The following is a 20,106-nucleotide window of genomic DNA, read 5'->3' on the forward strand; positions in this document are numbered from 1 at the left end:
ATACCTCGTCAGACAATATCGTTCACATTCAGCCAGCGGCCTTCCTGATGCGAGAGCGCGATGGCGTCCAGCACGCGCGACACTTTCCAGCCCTCTTCAAAATCCGGCCACATCGGCGCATCGGCGGCAACGCCGTTCACCAGGTCGCGGATTTCCACCGTTTTCTGATCGTTAAAGCCGATGCCGTGCCCCGCCCCCATGCAAAACGCGGCATAGTCCGGGTGCGCGGGCCCCACCAGCAGGGTGCGAAATCCCTGGCGGTTAACCGGATCGTCATGCAGATAGAGCTTCAGCTCGGCCATTCGCTCCTGGGTAAAACTGATGGCGCCTTTGGTGCCGGTAATCACGTATGACAGCCCCATTTTGCGCCCGCAGGCCACGCGGGAGGTTTCGATCACCCCCTGCGCGCCGCTGGCGAATCGCACCATCGCGTGCGCCTGATCTTCGTTTTCCACGGCCACCTTCTGCGCCGCTCCAGCGCTGGCCGGGCGCTCCGGCACCACAATTTTCAGGTCGCCGCAGACCTCGCGAATATCGCCGACCAGGTAGTGCGCCATATTGACGATATGCGCCGCCAGATCGCCCAGCGCCCCTAACCCCGCCGTCTCCTTAAAGCAGTGCCAGTGAATAGGGGAAAGCGGGTCGGCCATATAGTCCTCGTTGTGGGTGCCGTAGAAGTGGATCACATCGCCTATCTCCCCTCGCGCGATGATCTCTTTCGCCAGCGCCGCCGTCGGGTTCTTCATATAGTTAAAACCCACCAGCGTTTTCACCCCGGCCTGTTTTGCGGCCTCAACCATTTCGCGGGCATCGTGAGCGTTCAGCGCCAGCGGCTTTTCCGAATAGACGTGCTTACCGTGGCGAATGGCCGCCAGCGCCATCTCTTTATGCAGATGGTTGGGCGAACAGATATCCACCACATCGATATTCGGGTCTGCCACCAGCTCACGCCAGTCGCCGGTCGAACGGCGAAACCCGAATGCCTGCGCCCGTTCCGCCGCCAGCTCCGGCGTCACTTCCGCCACCATTTCGCGCACCAGCTGGCCTTGCAGGTTGAACACCGTCGGCGCCTGGGCATAGGCAATGGCGTGCGCCTTGCCGATGTATCCCGTCCCAATCAATCCAATTCGCACTTGTTTCATTATTTATCCCTCACAGCGCGCCACGACGGCTCTTGGCATAGGTATCAAACGCCACCGCCAGCACAATAATCAGCCCGGTAATAATTTGTTGGTAGTAGGCGGAGACGTTCATCAGCACCAGACCGTTTATCAGAATGCCCATAATGATCGAGCCGATAACGGTGCCGCCGATGCGACCATAGCCGCCCATCAGCGATGTCCCGCCAATGACCACCGAGGCGATAACGCGCAGCTCAAAGGAGATCCCGGCCACCGCCTCCGCGCTGCCCAGACGGGCGCTCAGTACAAACCCCGCCAGCCCGGCCAGACAGCCAATCACGACATACACGCTGACCAGCACACGTTTGACGTTGACCCCGGCAAGACGCGCCGCCTCCGGGTTGCCGCCAATGGCGTAGACGAAACGGCCCCAGCGCGTTTTGTGCAACGCCAGATAACCGCCGATCGCCACCAGCGCAAAAATCCAGATCGGGATGGAGATACCGAGCAGTTCGCCACGCCCCCACCAGCGGTAGCCCTGATCAAAACCGGCAATGGGCGCGCCGTCGTTAATCACCAGCGTCAGGCCGCGCCAGATGGTCATCCCGCCGAGGGTGACAATGAACGGCGGCAGGCGCAGGCGGGTCACGCCCAGGCCATGCAGGAAGCCAATCGCCGTCCCCATCGCCAGGCAGATGCCGAGGCCAATCAGCCAGCTCATCCCGCCCCAGGCGCTCGGGTCTACCGTGGTAAAGTTGTCGCCTTTAATCACGTATGCTGCCGTCATGGCGCATACCGCCAGAATGGAGCCGACAGACAGATCGATTCCGGCAGTCAGGATGACGAACGTCATCCCCACGGCCATGATCCCGTAGATCGACACCTCGGTCAGGATGTTGAAAATATTGCGTTCTGACAGGAAGTTACTGTTCTGCGTCTGGAAAAAAATCAGCAGCAGGAACATAAAAATCAGTACCCCAAAGCGCTCGAAAAAAGCGATCGGATCGATACGTCCGCTACGTTTGGCAGGGGGTTGCGTTTTGGTCACTATCTGCGTCATGTGAAACTCCGTTATGCCGCGTTCAGGGCGTTATGGTTGATGGCCATCATCATCATGAGCCGCTCTTCGGTGGCGTCATCGCCGTGGATTTCACCGGTTACCCGGCCTTCGCTTAAGGTGATGATCCGGTCGGAAACCGCCATCACTTCGGGCAGATCGGAAGAGATCACAATCACCGCCACGCCCTGTTTCGCCATATCAAACAGCACCTGGTGCACCTCGGATTTGGTGCCCACATCGATGCCGCGCGTCGGTTCATCAACAATCAGCACCCGTGGATTGAGCGCCATACAGCGCGCGAGGATCACTTTCTGCTGATTGCCGCCGGAGAGCTTGCGCACCTCCTGTTCGCTGTTGACCATCTTGATTTGCAGCGCCTGGCGGTAAGATTCGATCAGGTCATCTTCTTTGCGGGTGTTGACGAAAAAGCGCCAGCGCAGCAGCGAAGAGAGACTGGAGAGCGACAGGTTGTCGCGAATAGACAGTCCCAGCACCGCCCCCTCTTTTTTGCGATCTTCCGGCACCAGCGCCACACCCTGATCCAGCGCATACATCGGGTCACGGGGGTGATACGCCGCGCCGTCCAGCTCGAACGTCCCGGAAGTAAAGCCGTCAGCGCCAAAAAGGCAGCGCGCCACTTCAGTACGCCCGGCGCCGACCAGCCCCGCAATCCCCAGCACCTCCCCGGCGTGAACGTGAAAGCTGATGTCGTGCAGCGCAATGCCGTGCGGGTCCAGCGGCGGCTTTTCGCGACACAGCCCTTTCACCGCAAGGCGAATCGGTTTGTCTTCATGATGGGTTTCACTGGGGGGGCGACGATTAAAGGCCACGTCTCGTCCCACCATCAGGCGGATCAGCTGTTCCACGTTGGTTTCCGCGACCGCGCCGCTGCCGGTAAAGCGGCCATCCTGAAACACGGTAAAGCGATCGCAGAGCTGGAAAACTTCATGCAGACGATGGGTGACATAAATAATGCTCACGCCCCGGCCTTTAAGTTCCCGCACGACGCGGTGCAGGCTTTCCACTTCGCTGTCGCTCAGCGCGGCGGAAGGTTCATCCATAATGATGAGCTTCGCGTTCAGGGTCAGCGCGCGGGCGATCTCCACCATTTGCTGCTGCGCCACGCTCAGGCGGGCGACCGGCGTGGTCGGCGCGACATTCAGTTGCAGATAGTCCAGCACCACCTGCGCCTCCTGGTTCACGGCCTTCGCATCGACAATCACATTACGTTTACGCGGCTCGCGCCCGAGAAACATATTTTCCGCAACGGTCATGTTGGGCAGCAGATTAAATTCCTGATAGATGGTAATGATGCCTTTGTTTTGCCGCTCAACCGGCGAGTCCTCCACCGGCAGCGTTTCGCCATTGAACCAGATGTCCCCACGGGTCTGCGGCTGCGCCCCTGCCAGCGCTTTCAGCAGCGTGGACTTCCCCGCGCCGTTCTCGCCAAGCAGCGCGTGAATCTCCCCCGTCCCGACGGTCAGTTGTACGTTGCTCAACGCCCAGACGCCGGAAAAGCTCTTTGCCAGATCGGTAACTTTCAGTAAGGGTTGCAACATCGGTCTGCTCCTCCTTTAATGCGAGCCGCCGCAGCGACGGCGGCTCCGGGCAAATCAGTTACCGGCTTCGCCGATACGCTCGGCCTGTTGCAGGTTCTCTTTGGTGATTAACGTCGGCGGATAATCCGCACCGGTGATGGCTTTCTTCTCACGCACGTTCGCAACCAGCTGGCTCATCGCCGTCTGTACCGCGAAGCCCGGACGCTGATCCGCCGTCGCCGCCATCCAGCCGTCGCGTACCCGCGCCAGCGCTTCCGGCACCGCGTCAAATCCTGTCACCAGAATTTCACCCGGTTTCACCCCCTGCCCCTGCAACGCTTCAATCGCGCCCAGCGCCATATCATCGTTGGCGGAGAGGATGACCTGCGGACGTTTTTTCAACGACGGCAGCACGCTTTCAACAATGCGCATTCCTTCCGAACGCATCCAGTTACCGGTCTGGTCAGCAACAATGCGGTACGTATCGCCCCCCGCCTTCAGGCTGTCGCGAATGCCTTTGGTGCGTTCAATATTGGAAGAAGAGCCCGGCTGGCCGGTCAGCAGCACAATGTCTGCGCCGTCAGGAAATTTGCTTTTGACAAAGTCGCCAATGGCCTGGCCGCCCTTGTAGTTGTTCGCGCCAAAATGCGGAACCTGCTTCTGGCTATCGACGGAGCGATCGAGCGTCACCACCGGCAGCTTAGCGTCCTGAATCTCATCCACCGCGCTGGAAACTGCGTTGACATCATTCGGGGAGACGATAAATCCCTGGGCGCCGCGGGTGATGGCGTTTTCCAGATCGGCAACCTGCTTCGGCGAACTTCCCTGCCCGTCCAGAACCTGTAGGCTGACGCCCATCTCTTTCGCGGCTTTCACCGCCGTGCGCTGCATGTGAACTTCAAACGGCATTGCCAGGTTCGGCGTGCTGAAAACAATTTGTTCGTTCTCGGCCATTGCCGCCCCGGCTGTCATGGCGATGAAGGCGGCTAAAATCAGCTTTTTCATTGTTATGTCTCTCTGTGTAGGGTGTGTTGTTATGGAAAATCAGAGGAGAACTTCACGCTGGCTGTGCAATGACTCCAGCGCTTTATCAGCCAGATACAGCGCACGCTCGCCGTCATCACCGCTGCACTCCGGCACAGCCTCGCCGCGTAAGATGGCGACAAAGTGCTCCCACTCGGCGGCATAGGCAGCCTGATAACGTTGCAGGAAGAAATGCTCAGGCAGCGCGCTGGTGCAGCCGTTCTGTCCAAAGTGCTGCACCTGGTTTTCGAGGATATTGCCCGCCGTAAGCAGACCTTCGGAACCGTGCAGTTCCAGACGCTGGTCATAGCCATAAGACGAGCGACGGCTGTTAACGATGGTCGCCAGCGCGCCGGAGGCATACTTGAGCACGATAAACGCGGTGTCGATATCGCCTGCCGCGCCAATTGCCGGATCGACCAGATTGCTTCCCTGGGCGTAGACCGAAACAGGCTCTTCCCCCATGATGAAACGCGCCATATCGAAATCGTGGATGGTCATATCGCGGAACATCCCGCCGGAGACGCGCACATATTCCGCAGGCGGCGGAGAAGGATCGCGGGAGATAATCAGCAATGATTCCGGCTTGCCGATGCGCCCGCTCTGCGCTTCGGTTTTAACGCGGCGGAACTGTGGGTCGAAACGACGGTTAAAGCCGATAAACAGCGGCACGTCGAACTCTTTGACCACTTTCAGGCAGTCGCGCACGCGGGCAAGATCAAGATGTACGGGCTTTTCACAGAAAATGGCTTTGCCGTGGCGGGCGGCCAGTTCAATCAAATCGGCGTGGGTATCCGTGGCGGAGGCAATCAGCACGGCATGAACATCAGGATCGGTCATCGCCTCATCAAGACTTTGCTGACGGGCCTGATATTGCGTAGCCAGGCGGGAGGCAAAGGTCTCGTTCGGATCAACGACAGACCACAGGGTTGTCTCTTTGTGGGTTGCGATGTTAGCGGCATGTACCTGACCAATTCGGCCAGCTCCCAGTAAAGCAATGTTAAACATAACGGCTCCCGGTGTTGGTGAATGCGGTGAACTAACGACCCCTTAAATAAAACATTTATTTCATTTTTATAAATAGTGAAAATTATGTTTTTGCGTGCAAGTTAACATTCTTGTGATGATTGAGGTAAATTTTGTTATCAATCTCACAACACAACGATGGAGAAGATGCAGAAATTGGCCCCCTTTCATTCAGAAAGAGGGCGAGGAATGAAAAAACAGGAAAAATGAAATGAAAATTTCGTTGTCGCAGGTTGCCGGATGGCGGCGCGAACGCCTTATCCGGCCTACGGGTTAGCGCCATCCGGCATTACTCACTCAATACTGACGCGCCTTTTTCACCTGATCGAACGTCTGCTCGGCGGCTTTTCGCACTGACGGTGAATCGGCCACCTGCGCATCGCCGGTGCGCCACCATGAGGCGTAATCGTGAGTCATCGTTTTTGGCAACACTTTAATATCCAGCAGCGTCGGCCCCGGATGCGCGCGCGCCGCCTCCAGCGCCGTCAGCAGGCTCTGCTCATCATGCACCCGCCACGCCCGGCAGCCGTAGCTTTGCGCATTTTGGGCGAAATCAACCGCCACCAGCGGGCCGTCCAGCTGGCCGGATTGTGGTTGACGGGCGCGATTCTCGGTGCCAAAACTGCCCATCCCATGCCCCATTTGCAGGTTATTGATGCAGCCAAACCCGCCGTTATCAAACAGCAGGATGGTGATTTTTATCCCCTCCTGCACCGCCGTTTGCAGCTCAGAATGCAGCATCATGTACGAACCGTCGCCCACCATCGCATAGACCGGCTGCTGCGGCTTCGCGAGTTTCGCCCCAAGCGCGGCCGCAATTTCATACCCCATACAGGAATAGCCGTACTCCAGGTGGTAGCTGTCGGGCGTTTTCACCTGCCAGAGACGCTGCAAATCGCCCGGCAGCGATCCCGCCGCGCCGACCACAATGGCGTCATCCTCAATGTGCTGGTTGATAATCCCCAGAACGCGAGTCTGAGTCAGCCGCGTGTTCAGCGCTTCACTGTATTCCGCCAGTTGCGCATCAAGGTGCCCGGCAATTTCCGGCGCGTCATCCGGGCGCCACTGGCGAGACCACAGCCGGCGGCACTCCTCGTCCCAGGCCGATTTCGCCTGCGCCACCTCGTCTCCCCAGCCGCTGCGATAATCCTGAAGCCCTTCCGTCAGCGCCGTCAGACCGGCGCGGGCATCGGCCACCAGCGCCGTGGCGTCCAGTTTGAGGGCATCGAACTCGGCGACATTCAGCAGGAGAAATTCTACGTCCGGGTGTGCAAACAGCGCTTTCGAACCGGTAGTGAAATCGGTCAGACGCGTGCCGACGCCGATAACCAGATCGGCCTGTGGCGCAAGCTGGTTTGCCGCCAGCCCGCCGGTAACGCCAATACCGCCCAGATTCAGCGGATGGTCGCTGACCAGCGCGCCTTTCCCGGCCTGGGTTTCCGCAAACGGCAGGTGCAGGTTTTCCACGAACTGACGAAACGCGTCGTGCGCGCCGGAATAACGCACCCCACCGCCGCAAACCACCAGCGGGCGGCGTTTACGGGCAATCAGCGCCCGCGCCTGCGCCAGCCGGTGTGGGTCCGGCGGTCGTCTTTCAATATGGTGAACGCGACGGGCAAAGAAACTCTGCGGGTAATCCCAGGCTTCGCCCTGCACATCCTGCGGTAAACAGATCGTCACCGCGCCGGTATCAGCCGGATCGGTCAGGGTGCGCATGGCGTTAAGCATCGCGCTCATCAACTGTTCCGGGCGGTTGATACGATCCCAGTAGCGCGAAACCGGGCGAAAGCAGTCGTTGGTGCTGATACTGAGATCGTGGTACTGCTCGATTTGCTGTAATACCGGGTCCGGCTGGCGGCTGGCGTAGATATCGCCCGGCAACAGCAGCAGAGGAATACGGTTCGCCGTCGCCGTGGCCGCCGCCGTCACCATATTAGCCGCGCCGGGCCCTACCGAAGAGGTGACGGCGTAAATGCGCTGGCGACGGTGCTGTTTCGCGAACCCTGTCGCCATGTGCGCCATTCCCTGTTCATTACAGCCCTGATGCACCCGCAAGTGCCCGGCGTCCTGCTCCAGCGCCTGCCCGATGCCGAGTACGTTGCCGTGGCCGAAGATGGTCGCCACGCCTTCAATGAACGGCATCTCCTGCCCGTCTACATCGACGTACTGTTGGTTGAGAAACTTGACCAGCGCCTGCGCCATGGTCATACGTACGGTTGTCATAAGTCCCTCCGTCAGCCCAGCGTTGGCATGGAGAACGCGGCGCCGCTATCCTGCTGCATCTCCGGCCAGCGGGCGGTAACGGTTTTCATGCGGGTATAAAAACGCACGCCGTCATTACCATGAACGTTAAGCGGACCAAAAATAGACCGTTTCCAGCCGCCGAAACTGTGGAACGCCATCGGCACCGGAATCGGCACGTTAACACCGACCATCCCGGCCTGCACCTCTTCACAGAAACGACGCGCGCAGCCGCCGTCGCGGGTAAAGATCGCCGTCCCGTTGCCATATTCGTGGCGATTAATCAGATCCACCGCGCTGGCGTAATCCTTCACCCGCACCACGGAGAGTACCGGGCCAAAGATCTCTTCTTTGTAAATCGTCATTTCAGGCGTGACGTTATCAAACAAGGTCGGCCCGACGAAAAAGCCCTGTTCGTGGCGCTTCACGCTAAAGCCGCGACCATCCACCCGCAGCCGCGCGCCCTGCGCCTCGCCGCTGTCGATATAGCCCAGCACTTTACTGCGATGTGCGGCGGAGATCAGCGGCCCCATCTCATTTTCCGGCGTTTGATCAAGCCCCGGCCCAACGCGTAACGCGGCGATCTGCGTTTCCAGCCGCGCGCAAAGTTCGTCCGCCGTGTTATCCCCCACCGCCAGCACCACGGAGAGCGCCATACAGCGCTCGCCCGCCGCACCGTACGCCGCCCCCATAATCGCATTGGTCGCCATATTCATGTCTGCGTCCGGCATCAGAATGCAGTGGTTTTTCGCCCCGCCCAACGCCTGACAGCGTTTGCCGTGCGCCGACGCCGTCTGATAAATATATTCTGCAATCGGCGTCGAGCCGACAAAACTGACGGCCTGAACGCGCGGATCGGTCAGCAGAACATCCACCGCTTCTTTATCGCCCTGCACGACGTTAAAAACGCCATCCGGCAGACCGGCCTCTTTCAGCAGTTTTGCCAGCGCAAGCGGCAGCGAGGGATCTTTTTCCGACGGCTTAAGCACAAAGGTATTGCCGGTAGCCAGCGCGATGGGGAACATCCACATCGGCACCATCGCCGGGAAGTTGAACGGGGTGATCCCGGCGCACACGCCCAGAGGCTGCATCAGTGAATGGCTGTCAACGCCGGTGCCGACATTCGCCGAATGTTCGCCTTTTTGCAGGTGTGGAATGCCGCAGGCAAACTCGACCACTTCCAGACCGCGCGTCAGTTCGCCCACCGCATCAGAATACACTTTGCCATGTTCTTCACTGACCAGCCGGGCGAGCGAATCCATGTTCTGCTCCAGCAGCGCTTTAAAACGAAACAGCACTCGCGCGCGTTTCAGCGGCGACTGCCTTGACCAGGCGGCAAACGCCTGCTGCGCAGCGGCAATGGCTCGCTCCGTTTCCTGCGCCGTGCTCATCACCACCTGACGAATTTGCTCGCCCGTGGCGGGGTTGAAGATCGCCTGAATGCGCTGGCCTGAGCCTGTAACACATTCGCCGTGAATAAAATTCGCTACCGTCTCCATCCTGAACCTCTCGCTGTTAATACGTGACTGTTACCCGAACACTGTATATGAAACAAACGTTCTATTTTAAGTTGAAATAAAATAAATATTGATTATTGTGATCAGGAATGGATTTTTATGTTAACAGGCTACATCGCCGGGCCGGATGTATCGCTAACATTTAAAATGTACGGTTTTGCGTTTAGAATCAGAAAACTAAGTATGGGGGATAACATGACGACAGCATCCAGTCTGAGCGAGCTACAGCAGCAAATTCGCGACCGTTACGATAGTCTCAGTAAACGATTGCAGCAGGTGTCCCGCTATGTGCTGGATAACACTAACAGCGTAGCGTTCGATACCGTCGCCGTCATCGCCGAGCGGGCGGACGTGCCGCCATCGACGCTTATCCGTTTCGCCAACGCGTTTGACTTCACCGGTTTCAACGAAATGAAACAACTGTTTCGTATGAACCTGGTGGAAGAAACGGCCAGCTACAGCGATCGCGCGCGGCTGTTCAGAGAGATGGAGAGCGAATCCGTACCGGAAACGCCGTTAGACATCCTGCAAGAATTTGCCCGTTCGAATGCTCAGGCGCTGCAACAGCTGGCGTCGCGTACCGATCCCGACATGCTGCAACGCGCCGTTCAATTACTGGCGGAGGCCGATACGATTTATATCGCTGGCCTGCGGCGCTCTTTTAGCGTGGCCGCCTATCTGACTTACGCGCTCAGCCACCTTGAATGCCGCCCAATACTGCTTGATGGCATGGGGGGGATGCTGCGAGAGCAAATCAGCCGAATCAAGAGTCGCGATATCGTTATCTCCATCAGCTTTTCCCCTTACGCAGAAGAGACGGTCATGGTCAGCGAAACCGCAGCCAGCGTCGGCGCAAAGCAAATTGTCATTACCGACAGTCAGATAAGCCCACTGGCGACCTTCAGCGATCTCTGCTTTGTAGTCAAAGAAGCGCAGGTAGACGCTTTTCGCTCACAGTCCGCAACGCTTTGTCTGGTGCAGTCATTGGTTGTCGCTCTGGCTTACAGGCAGGGAAACAGTCATAAATAATCGTTAAGGCGTGGACGAAGATAATATTGCTTAAAATAGCGTTATTTTTTGATCATGCGTTAATTCAAAATGCCCCTTTACAGGGGCACAAACGCAATGCTTTTCGTGTGCAGTGTTACTCTTTATTTATCTTTTCGCTGGCGCGAAAACTTTTTCATGTAAATCCAGATATAACTCATCAATCTGCGTAAACGGATTGATACAATCGTTCTTCTCAAGCCATGCTCTGAGCCTGGCGCTTTCCTCACACGCCTTAAGACCATTTTTCTTTATTAGGCTATAGAGTCCATTATACTTTTCGCTATAATCTTTCAAATGCGTATTTTTAAGGTATTCCTTGCAGTTCTGTGCCGCGCTTTTATTTGCTTTAACAAATGGCCGTCTTAACACTTCATAATGGAGTAAAAACCAGACCTCGATGCAGGGATCAGAACGCAGGATCTTCGCCTGAGGATACCGGTCGCCACCAAGGGACTTTTTACGCCGTGAAAAAGTATGTTCTTTTAACATACTGGATGCCAGGTCAATATCTTTCCCAAACTCATCCGTATCAATTAGGCAATAAATCAGCTCAAATTCAAGATCCTGCTCATAAAGATCAATGGCGGTGCGTACAACGCTACTTGGGTTTGAATGGCGCCCAGGTTCAATATAAACGTCTGTATTCGCTATTTTAAGGTCTTTAACCATATCCTTAAAATAGGTTGGTTCGGTCTCCGTACCTTCGCAAACGATCAGGGTTTTCTTACGCTCAGATTTAACTTTACCGCTGCCTCGTTTTTTCAATGCAGAAGGAGAAATTAACTCTTTCATTTTCCTGGCCATCATTCACCCCAAAAAAGGAACGCCACCAAATTTACCCAAATCCCAGCCTTTTATAATAGAGTCCTCAAACCTGGGGGCAAAATCGCTCAGTGGATAAAGCACGGTTTCAAGCTCGCTATTTTTCTCCAGGAACCATATTTGATCCCGTCTGACGAGTTTTTCCGTATCTAATAGAACGTTTGAATGCGTTGTGAGAATCAGCTGCAAAAGACGTTCAGAGTGTTTGACCATTAACTCAAAAATCGCTCTGACGATATAAGGGTGGAGCGATGATTCAAACTCATCAAGAACCAGTACGCTTTTTTCACCGGCCTCACAGCACAGTAAAAGAATGCCTGATAGATCGAATAACTTCTTCGTTCCCGAAGATAATCTTTCATAAGGGATGTTTTTCTTGATACCGCTGGACGTCGTATGTTCTAAGACAATTTGAAAACCGACATCGCTCAATATCATTTTTTTCATTTCTTCTGGCATCTCATCAGGTAACGTCACATTCTTTTTCGTTACCGAAATATCAGAAATAGAAAGATCAAACTTGTTTAAAAACTCAAGTATTTTATTTTTTTTCTGTTCATCGCCATCAGCCAGATCGTCTAAAAAAGAGTATCTGGATGCCATTCGGAAAACATCATCATTGCGATTACTGGATACAATTAAATCGCCTCTGAACCAGTTAATAAACTCATCCAGTTGTGAGACATCATAAGCATGCAGAATGGATACGAATGGCGAGCGTTTGCTGTTATTGGCTTTTTCTATCGCCACTTCATACGTTTTTTTATCTATCTGCAACGATGGGCAGTAGTATTCGAATTCATTGGTTTCAGCATTATATACTCTGGAGATAATCGTCTTTGGTCTTACCCCTTTTTTTGAGTAAACCCATAAACCTTCAGCTTCTATCGCGTCTGTACCGATAGATAACGTATACTGATACCGTTCACCGGTCGTGCCGATAAAACTGATCTCAAAATCAGTAGGCGCGGTTAACTGTTCCTCATCAAAAATAAATTTAGGTATTTCTCTGTCGATAAACCGCGTTCTTATTGAATCATTCTGTGAACTATCAGCAAACCCTCTAAGGATATAGGATTGCAGAAAATCTAAAGCTTCAACAAAACTACTTTTGCCCGCGCCGTTAGCACCATAAATTACTGCGACCTTATTAATCAGCAGATCATCAAAATGCTCAGCTGTTGCCGTCGTCTCTGGATGCTCTTTATAAGATTTTTTAGCAGCCATCGATAAAGTTTGTTTTTGGCTAAAAACTTTAAAATTCTGCACTGAAAATTCAATAAGCATTTATAACTCCTTTTTTTGTGAAAAAATCACAAATTTTCCGGTTAAAGCCTATCACGCAACCTTCCCGATTGCCAGATCAACGTTGTCTGATTGTCAACCCATATGACCGCTTATCACGGCAGTTTCTACAATATTCACGACCCCCTACGGAGCCCCCGTCGCTCCCACATCCAGACCTCATTGATTCAATTACAGTTTATTCCTAAAGCCACCGCCTTTCTGCCGTGTCATGCTTAACCACGCATATAACTGATAACGTTAAGCGAGGTTCTTATGAAAAAAACAATGATCGCCTTATCTGCACTTCTGCTGGCTTCCCCTGTTTTTGCTGCGACCACACACGCGACCGATAACGACGTTGCAGCCGCTCATGAAAGCGCAAATACCGCCAAAGAGAAGCTGCACCAGGCGCAGAATCAGGGTGAAGAGCTGAAACTGAAATCTGAACATGCCGCTGAAGGTAAAAGCGACAACCTGAGCAGTAAAGTGAGCGAAGGCTCGCAGAAGGCCTGGAATAAGACCAAAGAAGGCACCGAAAAAGGCTGGAATGCCACGAAAGAAGGTGCTGAGAAAGGCTGGAACAAAACCAAAGAAGGCGCAGCAGAACTTGAGAAAAAAGTCAGCGAATAATTTTGCCTGACATGAGAAAAAAGCCGCTAATGCGGCTTTTTTTATTCCAGCGAATCACCCTTTATTCGGCCTACGGTGATAACGTTTTTATTTACTGCGCCGTCGTTAAAAACCGTACCCGCACACGCAGACCGCCCAGCGTTTCACTGCGCGACAGCTGTGGATGGGTACGGTGCAGGCGGGCAATGTCGTTAACCAGCGCCAGACCGATCCCCGCCCCGCTCTCATTCCCCACGTTAGCAAGCCGATGAAACGGCATCAGCGCCTGCGGGATCTGCTCAGCGTCAATCCCTGGCCCATTGTCTTCCACCACCAGCACAACAGCCTCGCCATCCCGCAATAGCCGTGCCGTTACCGTTCCCTGCGACGGCGTATATTTCAGCGCATTATCCAGCAAATTCGCGCACAGCTCGCCGAGCAAAACGTCATCCCCTTCAATCCACACCGCCTCTTGCTCACCTTCATACCCCAGATCGATAGCCTTGCTGCGCGCCTGCGCCAGACGGCTAAAACAGCTCATCTGCACCACCTCATACAGATTAACCGGCAAGAACTGTCGCTCCCCCTGCTCTTTACGTTTCACCGCCGACAGTTGCAACAGCCGCTCCGTCAGCAAAATCGTGCTATCCAGCGTCGCGCTCATCGCCCGTAAACTTTCGTGCCACTGCTGCGGCTGTTGACTGGCTAACGCCACCGCCGCCTGCGTTTTCAATACAGCCAGCGGCGTTTTTAACTGATGGGACGCATCGGCGCTAAAGCGTTCCTGACGGGAGATCAGCGCGCGCAGGCGATCAATGTAGCGGTTAAAGGCAACGATCAGCAGCCGGGTCTCTGACCAGGGCAGCAGTTCCGGCAAGGGCGTCAGCAGGCCCGGTTCACGACGCACCATCAGCGAGGAGAGCTGGCGCATCGGCTTCAGAATGCGTCGCAGCAGCCAGCCAACGAGAATCAATGTCAGCAGCACCAGCAGCCCTTGCGACACCCATGAGGAGAACAGCAGTTGCCCGGCCAGATAGCGCCGGGACTGTAGCGTCTCGGCAACGTAGATCTCCGCCATCCCGAATATCGCCCCTTCATTTACCGGCTGGAGCAGACGCGCCACGCGGATCGCCTGTCCGCGATACTGGGTGTGATAAAACCACGCCAGCGCCGGGTAGAGCCGGGTTCGCGAGGTGGAAGGCGGCATCGCGGGCAGATCGTCATAACCGGAGATCACCTTGCCGCCCGGGTCTACGATTTTGTAATAGAGACGGTCGTTCATGTTGAGTTCAAAGCTGTCGAGCACCACCCAGGGGACATTCACCTCCAGTTTGTCGTGGCGCACCACCAGCCGTTCCGCCACCGTTCTCGCAGAAGAGAGCAGCGTCCTGTCGTAGGCCTGCGTCGCCGCCTGTAGCGCGCTAACGTAGCTGTTAAATGCCGACAATCCCCACAGCAGCACCAGCGGCAATCCGAGGAACAGCAACAGTTGCAGGTACAGCGACTGGGGTTTAGCCCACCTCATCGCCGCACTCCAGCACGTAACCCAGCCCACGCAGGGTGGTGATCCGCACGTTACTGCCCTGCAATTTTTTCCGCAGACGATGGATATAGAGTTCGATGCTCTCCGGGCTGACCTCATCGCTCAGGCTGAAGACCTGTTCAAACAGCTGCTGGCGCGACACCGGTCGCGTTCTGCGGTACATCAATACCGTCAGCAACGCCTGCTCACGCGGGGTCAGCGCCAGCGGCTGCGCCTGAAGCAAAAAGTAACCCTCATCGTGAAACGCCAGATCGCCAAGCTGCTGCAACTCCTGCACCTGACCCGCGCTGCGCCGCAGTAATGCCCGCAGCCGCGCATCAAGTTCTTCAATCTCAAACGGTTTTGGCAGATAGTCATCCGCTCCGACGTTCAGCCCTTTCACCCGATCCGCCACCGCGCTGCGCGCCGTCAGCAGCAGCACCGGCAGCGTTTGTCCACGCTTGCGCAGGCGCTGCACTACTTCCAGTCCGTCCAGCCCCGGCATGTTGATGTCGAGCACCGCCAGCGCATAGGTCTCAGTGTGCAGAAGATGATCGGCCGCCTGGCCATCAAATACGCAGTCCACGGCAAAACCGTTCTGCACCAGCGCTTTTTCCAGCCAGTGAGCCAGTTCACGGTTATCTTCCGCTAATAAGAGACGCATATCACATCCTGTAAAGTTTCTGCCGCATTGAAAGGGAATTGAAAGGTTATTGTTTTAACAATCACGCAACCGAACTGCTACATGTCGGCTCACATAATCACAAAAATCTTCTTCCGTATCTGAAAACTCGGACGTCCGCGTGAGGATAAACAATGAAAAAACAATTACTTCGTGCCCTTACTGCAAGCGTTTTACTGATGAGCACCGCTGTACTGGCGCAGGACGCGCCGTCGCGTACTGAGTGTATCGCCCCGGCCAAACCCGGCGGCGGGTTTGACCTCACCTGTAAGCTGATTCAGGTGAGCATGATGGAAACCGGCGCTATCGAAAAACCGATGCGCGTCACCTACATGCCGGGCGGCGTCGGCGCGGTCGCCTATAACGCTATCGTCGCCCAGCGACCTGGCGAACCGGGGACGGTCGTCGCCTTCTCCGGCGGCTCGCTGCTTAATCTGTCGCAGGGGAAATTTGGTCGTTACGGCGTGGATGACGTGCGCTGGCTGGCGAGCGCCGGTACTGATTACGGCATGATCGCCGTGCGCGCCGACTCCCCGTGGAAGTCGCTAAAAGATCTGCTCGCCGCGATGGAGAAAAATCCTGACAGCGTGGTGATTGGCGCTGGCGCATCGATTGGCAGCCAGGACTGGATGAAGTCGGCGCTGCTGGCGCAAAAAGCCAATGTCGATCCGCACAAGATGCGCTACGTGGCGTTTGAAGGCGGCGGCGAGCCGGTCACTGCGCTGATGGGCAACCATGTGCAGGTAGTTTCCGGCGATCTCAGTGAAATGGTGCCTTACCTGAGCGGCGATAAAATTCGCGTGCTGGCGGTATTTTCTGAAGAACGCCTGCCGGGTCAGTTAGCCAACGTCCCGACCGCCAAAGAGCAAGGATACGACCTGGTCTGGCCGATCATTCGCGGCTTCTACGTGGGGCCAAAAGTCAGCGATGCCGACTACCAGTGGTGGGTAGAGACCTTCCAAAAGCTCCAGCAGACCGACGAGTTTAAAAAGCAGCGTGAGCTGCGCGGCCTGTTTGCATTCGACATGACCGGCAAGCAGCTTGACGACTACGTCAAAAAGCAGGTCGCCGATTACCGCGAGCAGGCGAAAGCCTTCGGCCTCGCGAAATAAACCTGGAGGCAATCATGAGCGATCGTATTTTTGCAGGTATCTGGCTGTTGCTCTGCGTTGCCGGGCTGTTCATCGCCTGGCAGATTCAGAGTGAATACAGCTACGAACCGGTCGGCCCTCGCCCGTTTCCGCTGGGCATTATCGGTCTGATGGCGCTCTGCGCGCTGGCGCTGTTATTGCGTCATCCCGATACCGTTAGCTGGCCTCACCACCATGTGCTGCAAAAGCTGCTCACGATGGTGATTGTCCTGCTGATGTACGCCTGGGGATTTGAGTGGCTGGGCTTCCCGGTTGCCACCGCCATTCTCACCCTGGTCATCGGCATTCTGTTCGGCGCAACAATCCCGGCTGCGGGCATTTCCGGCGCGGTTCTCGGCATCCTGCTGTGGTATGCCTTCGACCGTCTGCTTGACGTCACCTTACCTCTCGGCGCCTGGCTGAGTTAACGGAGAAACGATGGATACCTGGATATATCTTTCTCAGGGTTTTGCGGTGGCAATGACGCCGGAAAACCTGGTGATCGCGCTGATCGGCTGCTTCGTCGGCACCATTGTCGGCCTGCTGCCGGGTCTTGGCCCGATTAACGGCGTGGCGATTTTACTGCCGCTGGCTTTCGCTCTGCATCTGCCTGCGGAGTCCGCGCTGATCCTGCTGGCTACGGTTTATATCGGCTGTGAATACGGCGGGCGTATTTCGTCGATTCTGCTCAACGTGCCCGGCGATGCGGCGGCGATCATGACCGCGCTCGACGGTTATCCGATGGCGCAACAGGGGCGCGGCGGCGTCGCGCTTTCCATCTCGGCGGTCAGTTCATTTTTTGGATCGCTTATCGCCATCGGCGGGATCATCCTGTTCGCGCCGTTGCTGGCGCAATGGTCGCTGGCGTTTGGCCCGGCGGAATACTTTGCGCTGATGGTCTTTGCCATCGCCTGCCTCGGCAGCATGATGGCGCAAAATCCACTGAAATCATTTCTGGCAGCGCTGATCGGTCTGGGTCTGGCGACCGTCGGCGTAGACGCCAACACCGGGGTTTATCGCTTTACTTTTGACAGCGTACATCTCTCCGACGGTGTGCAGTTCATCGTGGTGGTGATCGGTTTGTTCTCTGTCTCAGAAATTCTATTAATGCTGGAACATACCAGCAGCGGCCAGAAACTGGTACGCAAAACCGGGCGCATGTTATTTAACGCCAAAGAAGGAGCGCAGTGCGTGGGCGCAACGTTACGCTCATCGGTGATTGGCTTCTTCGTCGGCGTGCTGCCGGGCGCAGGCGCCACCATCGCCAGCGCCATCACCTACATGACCGAGAAGAAGATCAGCGGCAACAGCGACAGCTTCGGTAAAGGCGATATCCGTGGCGTGGCGGCACCGGAAGCCGCTAACAACGCGTCGGCCTGCGGTTCATTCATCCCCATGCTGACCCTCGGCGTACCGGGTTCCGGCACCACGGCGGTAATGATGGGAGCGCTGACGCTGTATAACATCACGCCAGGGCCTGCGATGTTCACCGAACAGCCGGATATCGTCTGGGGGCTGATCGCCGCGCTGTTGATCGCCAACGTGATGCTGCTGGTCATGAACATCCCGCTGATTGGCATGTTCACCCGTATGCTGACCATCCCGCTGTGGTTCCTTGTCCCGGCGATTGCCGCCGTGTCTGCGGTCGGCGTGTACGCGGTACACAGCACCACGTTCGATCTGGTGCTGATGGTGGCGCTCGGCATACTGGGCTACATTCTGCGCAAAATGCACTTCCCCATGTCGCCGCTGATCCTCGGCTTTGTGCTGGGCGAAATGCTGGAGCAGAACCTGCGCCGCGCGCTCTCTATCAGCAACGGCAATATGGCGATTTTGTGGGAGAGCGGTGTGACGAAAGCGCTGCTGACGATGGCGATAGCGGTGATTATCATCCCGCCGCTGCTGCGCCTGCTCCGCAAACGCAACAATAAGCCACAGGTGGATATCGGCTAACGGATTGCCGGATGGTGTTGCGCCATCCGGCAATCATCACTGTCGCGCCTCAATCCGCTGTAGCATATACGGGAAGAAAGGATTCGACGTCACGCGCATCAGCGTATCCAGCCCCACCGCCAGCGTGGACGTTTCCCCGCGCAGCGCGATAGTCCCGATACTGATTCCATAGCGGTTCAGTTCGTCCGGTTGCAGACCATACAGCGAATCGCTGAGCGGAAACGGCACCGCCACATGCGACAGCGAATACATCTCCTGCGGCCAGGCCAACGGTAACGGCTGAACCTGCTCCACATGCTCCCCGGCCGGGGTATCGCGCGCCACGACATTCAGCGTTTCCGGCGTCGCATTCGTGATAATTGTCGTGCGATAGTTGCGCGGCGCAGGCGGTAACAACTGAGTAATGGCGGTATACGATGAGGTGCGCAACAGCGGACGCAGACTGGCGGCCTGATTGATATCGAACAACACCAGCTCACTGCCGTTATTGCCAAGATAACGATAAAACGAATCCACCACTGCACGGGTGCTCACCGTGGAATCCATAATTGACTGGAAGGTCAACACCGGCGGCAGTTCGTTAAGGCGGGAGCTTCGCGCATCCCGCGAAATCTGCTGTTGTAATGCTTTTGTCAGCAGATAAGACTGACGCGCGGCGTTAACCGGAAACGAGTTATATTTGAACGGATTATATTCTGGCGTGACGTTCAACCACGCCGCTTTGGCAAACGCTGGAAAGAGCGCAGGTAAACCCGCCAGTCCGGCAAAACGGGCGAATGCCGTCACGCCGATCATCGGCGACAGCAGGATAAGCTGCTGAGGACGCCGCAACGTGTTGTCTTCCAGCGCGTCCAGCGTGTACTTGAGCGCTAGCGCCCCGCCGTTTGAGTAGCCCACCAGATGCAACGGCACATCACGCCCCGCGAGCCGCGTCGCTTCCCGAACCGCCAGCCGCGAAGCGGCAAGCCACTGTTCCCACTCCACCGCCGTTAACGCACCGGGAGCGGTGCCGTGCCCAGGCAGACGCGGCACAATGGCGATAAAGCCACGCTGCTGATAATCCTTAGCAACGTATTTCATGCTGTAGGGCGAATCCGTTAAACCATGCAATAACACGGCGACGCCACGCGGTTTCCCCTGCGGCATGAGTACGTACGAGCGATTGCCGTTGGGCGAAAACTGCGGCGGCCAGACCCGGCTGTTATGGTAAAAACGGTTGATGGGCGTCTGCTCATCCGGCTTCAGCTTATCCGTCACTCCGGTTTTCAGATGGCTAAACAGCGCCTCTTCCCGCGCCAGGTACTGCGAAAAAGTGGCCTTATCCAGCGCTTTGGCAGACATTTCGCTACCGGTCCAGGTATGCCAGAGATGAAGATCGGGCCCACTTTCTGTCTGGTAAACCCGCACGCCAAGAAAAACGATCAGAACCACAAGCAGCGTCAACGCCACATGCCTGATGAGCGATGCCAGTCCGGTACTCATCCATTTAAGGCGTCGGAATAGATTTTTTATCAATGGTTTAATC

At 56.0% G+C, this 20,106-nt stretch carries 17 protein-coding genes; 5 read left to right on the forward strand and 12 right to left on the reverse strand.

From position 1 onward, the window contains the following. Positions 1-8 precede the first annotated feature (8 nt). The 7 genes from CKO_RS17035 to CKO_RS17065 all read right to left on the reverse strand — a co-directional run bounded on the left by CKO_RS17035 (position 9) and on the right by CKO_RS17065 (position 9,508). Complete coding sequence (locus tag CKO_RS17035) at positions 9-1,142, reverse strand: Gfo/Idh/MocA family protein (protein ID WP_012134751.1); 1,134 nt, start codon at positions 1,140-1,142, stop codon at positions 9-11. Positions 1,143-1,152: 10 nt separating this feature from the next. Continuing rightward, positions 1,153-2,181, reverse strand: a complete 1,029-nt coding sequence (locus CKO_RS17040) for an ABC transporter permease (RefSeq protein WP_012134752.1) — start codon at positions 2,179-2,181, stop codon at positions 1,153-1,155. A gap of 11 nt (positions 2,182-2,192) precedes the next feature. Further along, positions 2,193-3,740 carry a sugar ABC transporter ATP-binding protein gene (locus CKO_RS17045; protein WP_012134753.1) on the reverse strand — a complete coding sequence of 516 codons (1,548 nt, stop codon included), beginning with the start codon at positions 3,738-3,740 and terminating at the stop codon, positions 2,193-2,195. A gap of 54 nt (positions 3,741-3,794) precedes the next feature. After that, complete coding sequence (locus CKO_RS17050) at positions 3,795-4,724, reverse strand: substrate-binding domain-containing protein (protein ID WP_012134754.1); 930 nt, start codon at positions 4,722-4,724, stop codon at positions 3,795-3,797. A gap of 39 nt (positions 4,725-4,763) precedes the next feature. Then, positions 4,764-5,750 (reverse strand): inositol 2-dehydrogenase, encoded by a 987-nt coding sequence (iolG, locus tag CKO_RS17055; protein ID WP_012134755.1) that lies wholly within the window; start codon positions 5,748-5,750, stop codon positions 4,764-4,766. 315 nt (positions 5,751-6,065) lie between these two features. Continuing rightward, positions 6,066-7,991 carry a 3D-(3,5/4)-trihydroxycyclohexane-1,2-dione acylhydrolase (decyclizing) gene (gene iolD, locus CKO_RS17060; protein ID WP_024130872.1) on the reverse strand — a complete coding sequence of 642 codons (1,926 nt, stop codon included), beginning with the start codon at positions 7,989-7,991 and terminating at the stop codon, positions 6,066-6,068. An 11-nt stretch (positions 7,992-8,002) separates the two neighbouring features. After that, entirely contained in the window at positions 8,003-9,508 is a 1,506-nt protein-coding gene (locus CKO_RS17065) for a CoA-acylating methylmalonate-semialdehyde dehydrogenase (RefSeq protein WP_012134758.1), read from the reverse strand. Between the two features lie 213 nt (positions 9,509-9,721). On the opposite strand from CKO_RS17065, the gene CKO_RS17070 reads away from it, so the two are divergent. Continuing rightward, the gene (locus tag CKO_RS17070; protein ID WP_047463948.1) at positions 9,722-10,555 is read left to right on the forward strand and encodes a MurR/RpiR family transcriptional regulator; all 834 of its coding nucleotides are present in this window, start codon (positions 9,722-9,724) and stop codon (positions 10,553-10,555) included. Between the two features lie 126 nt (positions 10,556-10,681). Here the strand turns inward: CKO_RS17070 and CKO_RS17075 are convergent, their stop codons facing one another. Both CKO_RS17075 and CKO_RS17080 read right to left on the reverse strand, forming a co-directional pair. Next, a complete protein-coding gene (locus CKO_RS17075; protein WP_024130874.1) occupies positions 10,682-11,368 on the reverse strand; it encodes an RloB family protein in 687 nt (228 codons plus the stop codon). 15 nt (positions 11,369-11,383) lie between these two features. Continuing rightward, entirely contained in the window at positions 11,384-12,685 is a 1,302-nt protein-coding gene (locus CKO_RS17080; RefSeq protein ID WP_012134761.1) for an AAA family ATPase, read from the reverse strand. Positions 12,686-12,958: 273 nt separating this feature from the next. Here CKO_RS17080 and CKO_RS17085 point away from each other — a divergent pair, with 273 nt between their 5' ends. Next, the gene (locus CKO_RS17085) at positions 12,959-13,315 is read left to right on the forward strand and encodes a hypothetical protein (protein ID WP_012134762.1); all 357 of its coding nucleotides are present in this window, start codon (positions 12,959-12,961) and stop codon (positions 13,313-13,315) included. Positions 13,316-13,406: 91 nt separating this feature from the next. Here the strand turns inward: CKO_RS17085 and CKO_RS17090 are convergent, their stop codons facing one another. Next, a complete protein-coding gene (locus CKO_RS17090) occupies positions 13,407-14,819 on the reverse strand; it encodes a sensor histidine kinase (RefSeq protein ID WP_012134763.1) in 1,413 nt (470 codons plus the stop codon). Beyond that, positions 14,806-15,480 (reverse strand): transcriptional regulator TctD, encoded by a 675-nt coding sequence (tctD, locus tag CKO_RS17095; RefSeq protein WP_012134764.1) that lies wholly within the window; start codon positions 15,478-15,480, stop codon positions 14,806-14,808. The genes CKO_RS17090 and tctD overlap by 14 nt, the downstream gene beginning before the upstream one ends. Before the next feature lie 152 nt (positions 15,481-15,632). Between tctD and CKO_RS17105 the strand changes: the two genes are divergently transcribed. The 3 genes from CKO_RS17105 to CKO_RS17115 are packed head-to-tail and all read left to right on the forward strand — an operon-like array spanning position 15,633 to position 18,581. Continuing rightward, positions 15,633-16,610 (forward strand): Bug family tripartite tricarboxylate transporter substrate binding protein, encoded by a 978-nt coding sequence (locus tag CKO_RS17105; protein ID WP_012134765.1) that lies wholly within the window; start codon positions 15,633-15,635, stop codon positions 16,608-16,610. An 11-nt stretch (positions 16,611-16,621) separates the two neighbouring features. Then, positions 16,622-17,056 (forward strand): tripartite tricarboxylate transporter TctB family protein, encoded by a 435-nt coding sequence (locus CKO_RS17110; protein ID WP_160880288.1) that lies wholly within the window; start codon positions 16,622-16,624, stop codon positions 17,054-17,056. Positions 17,057-17,066: 10 nt separating this feature from the next. After that, positions 17,067-18,581 carry a tripartite tricarboxylate transporter permease gene (locus CKO_RS17115; RefSeq protein ID WP_012134767.1) on the forward strand — a complete coding sequence of 505 codons (1,515 nt, stop codon included), beginning with the start codon at positions 17,067-17,069 and terminating at the stop codon, positions 18,579-18,581. Between the two features lie 36 nt (positions 18,582-18,617). Here the strand turns inward: CKO_RS17115 and CKO_RS17120 are convergent, their stop codons facing one another. After that, positions 18,618-20,093 carry an alpha/beta hydrolase gene (locus CKO_RS17120; protein WP_024130877.1) on the reverse strand — a complete coding sequence of 492 codons (1,476 nt, stop codon included), beginning with the start codon at positions 20,091-20,093 and terminating at the stop codon, positions 18,618-18,620. Between the last annotated feature and the right edge of the window lie 13 nt (positions 20,094-20,106).

The sequence above is a fragment of the Citrobacter koseri ATCC BAA-895 genome, from assembly GCF_000018045.1.
Taxonomy (GTDB): Bacteria; Pseudomonadota; Gammaproteobacteria; order Enterobacterales; family Enterobacteriaceae; genus Citrobacter_B; species Citrobacter_B koseri.

What these genes read in the sequence shown, in the direction of transcription:
- CKO_RS17045 (WP_012134753.1), bottom strand. Translation starts at nt 3,740, where the DNA reads ATGTTGCAACCCTTACTGAAAGTTACCGATCTGGCAAAGAGCTTTTCC.
- CKO_RS17085 (WP_012134762.1), top strand. Translation starts at nt 12,959, where the DNA reads ATGAAAAAAACAATGATCGCCTTATCTGCACTTCTGCTGGCTTCCCCT.
- CKO_RS17115 (WP_012134767.1), top strand. Translation starts at nt 17,067, where the DNA reads ATGGATACCTGGATATATCTTTCTCAGGGTTTTGCGGTGGCAATGACG.
- tctD (WP_012134764.1), bottom strand. Translation starts at nt 15,480, where the DNA reads ATGCGTCTCTTATTAGCGGAAGATAACCGTGAACTGGCTCACTGGCTG.
- CKO_RS17035 (WP_012134751.1), bottom strand. Translation starts at nt 1,142, where the DNA reads ATGAAACAAGTGCGAATTGGATTGATTGGGACGGGATACATCGGCAAG.
- CKO_RS17075 (WP_024130874.1), bottom strand. Translation starts at nt 11,368, where the DNA reads ATGAAAGAGTTAATTTCTCCTTCTGCATTGAAAAAACGAGGCAGCGGT.
- iolD (WP_024130872.1), bottom strand. Translation starts at nt 7,991, where the DNA reads ATGACAACCGTACGTATGACCATGGCGCAGGCGCTGGTCAAGTTTCTC.
- CKO_RS17040 (WP_012134752.1), bottom strand. Translation starts at nt 2,181, where the DNA reads ATGACGCAGATAGTGACCAAAACGCAACCCCCTGCCAAACGTAGCGGA.
- CKO_RS17050 (WP_012134754.1), bottom strand. Translation starts at nt 4,724, where the DNA reads ATGAAAAAGCTGATTTTAGCCGCCTTCATCGCCATGACAGCCGGGGCG.
- CKO_RS17080 (WP_012134761.1), bottom strand. Translation starts at nt 12,685, where the DNA reads ATGCTTATTGAATTTTCAGTGCAGAATTTTAAAGTTTTTAGCCAAAAA.
- CKO_RS17065 (WP_012134758.1), bottom strand. Translation starts at nt 9,508, where the DNA reads ATGGAGACGGTAGCGAATTTTATTCACGGCGAATGTGTTACAGGCTCA.
- CKO_RS17090 (WP_012134763.1), bottom strand. Translation starts at nt 14,819, where the DNA reads ATGAGGTGGGCTAAACCCCAGTCGCTGTACCTGCAACTGTTGCTGTTC.
- CKO_RS17070 (WP_047463948.1), top strand. Translation starts at nt 9,722, where the DNA reads ATGACGACAGCATCCAGTCTGAGCGAGCTACAGCAGCAAATTCGCGAC.
- CKO_RS17105 (WP_012134765.1), top strand. Translation starts at nt 15,633, where the DNA reads ATGAAAAAACAATTACTTCGTGCCCTTACTGCAAGCGTTTTACTGATG.
- iolG (WP_012134755.1), bottom strand. Translation starts at nt 5,750, where the DNA reads ATGTTTAACATTGCTTTACTGGGAGCTGGCCGAATTGGTCAGGTACAT.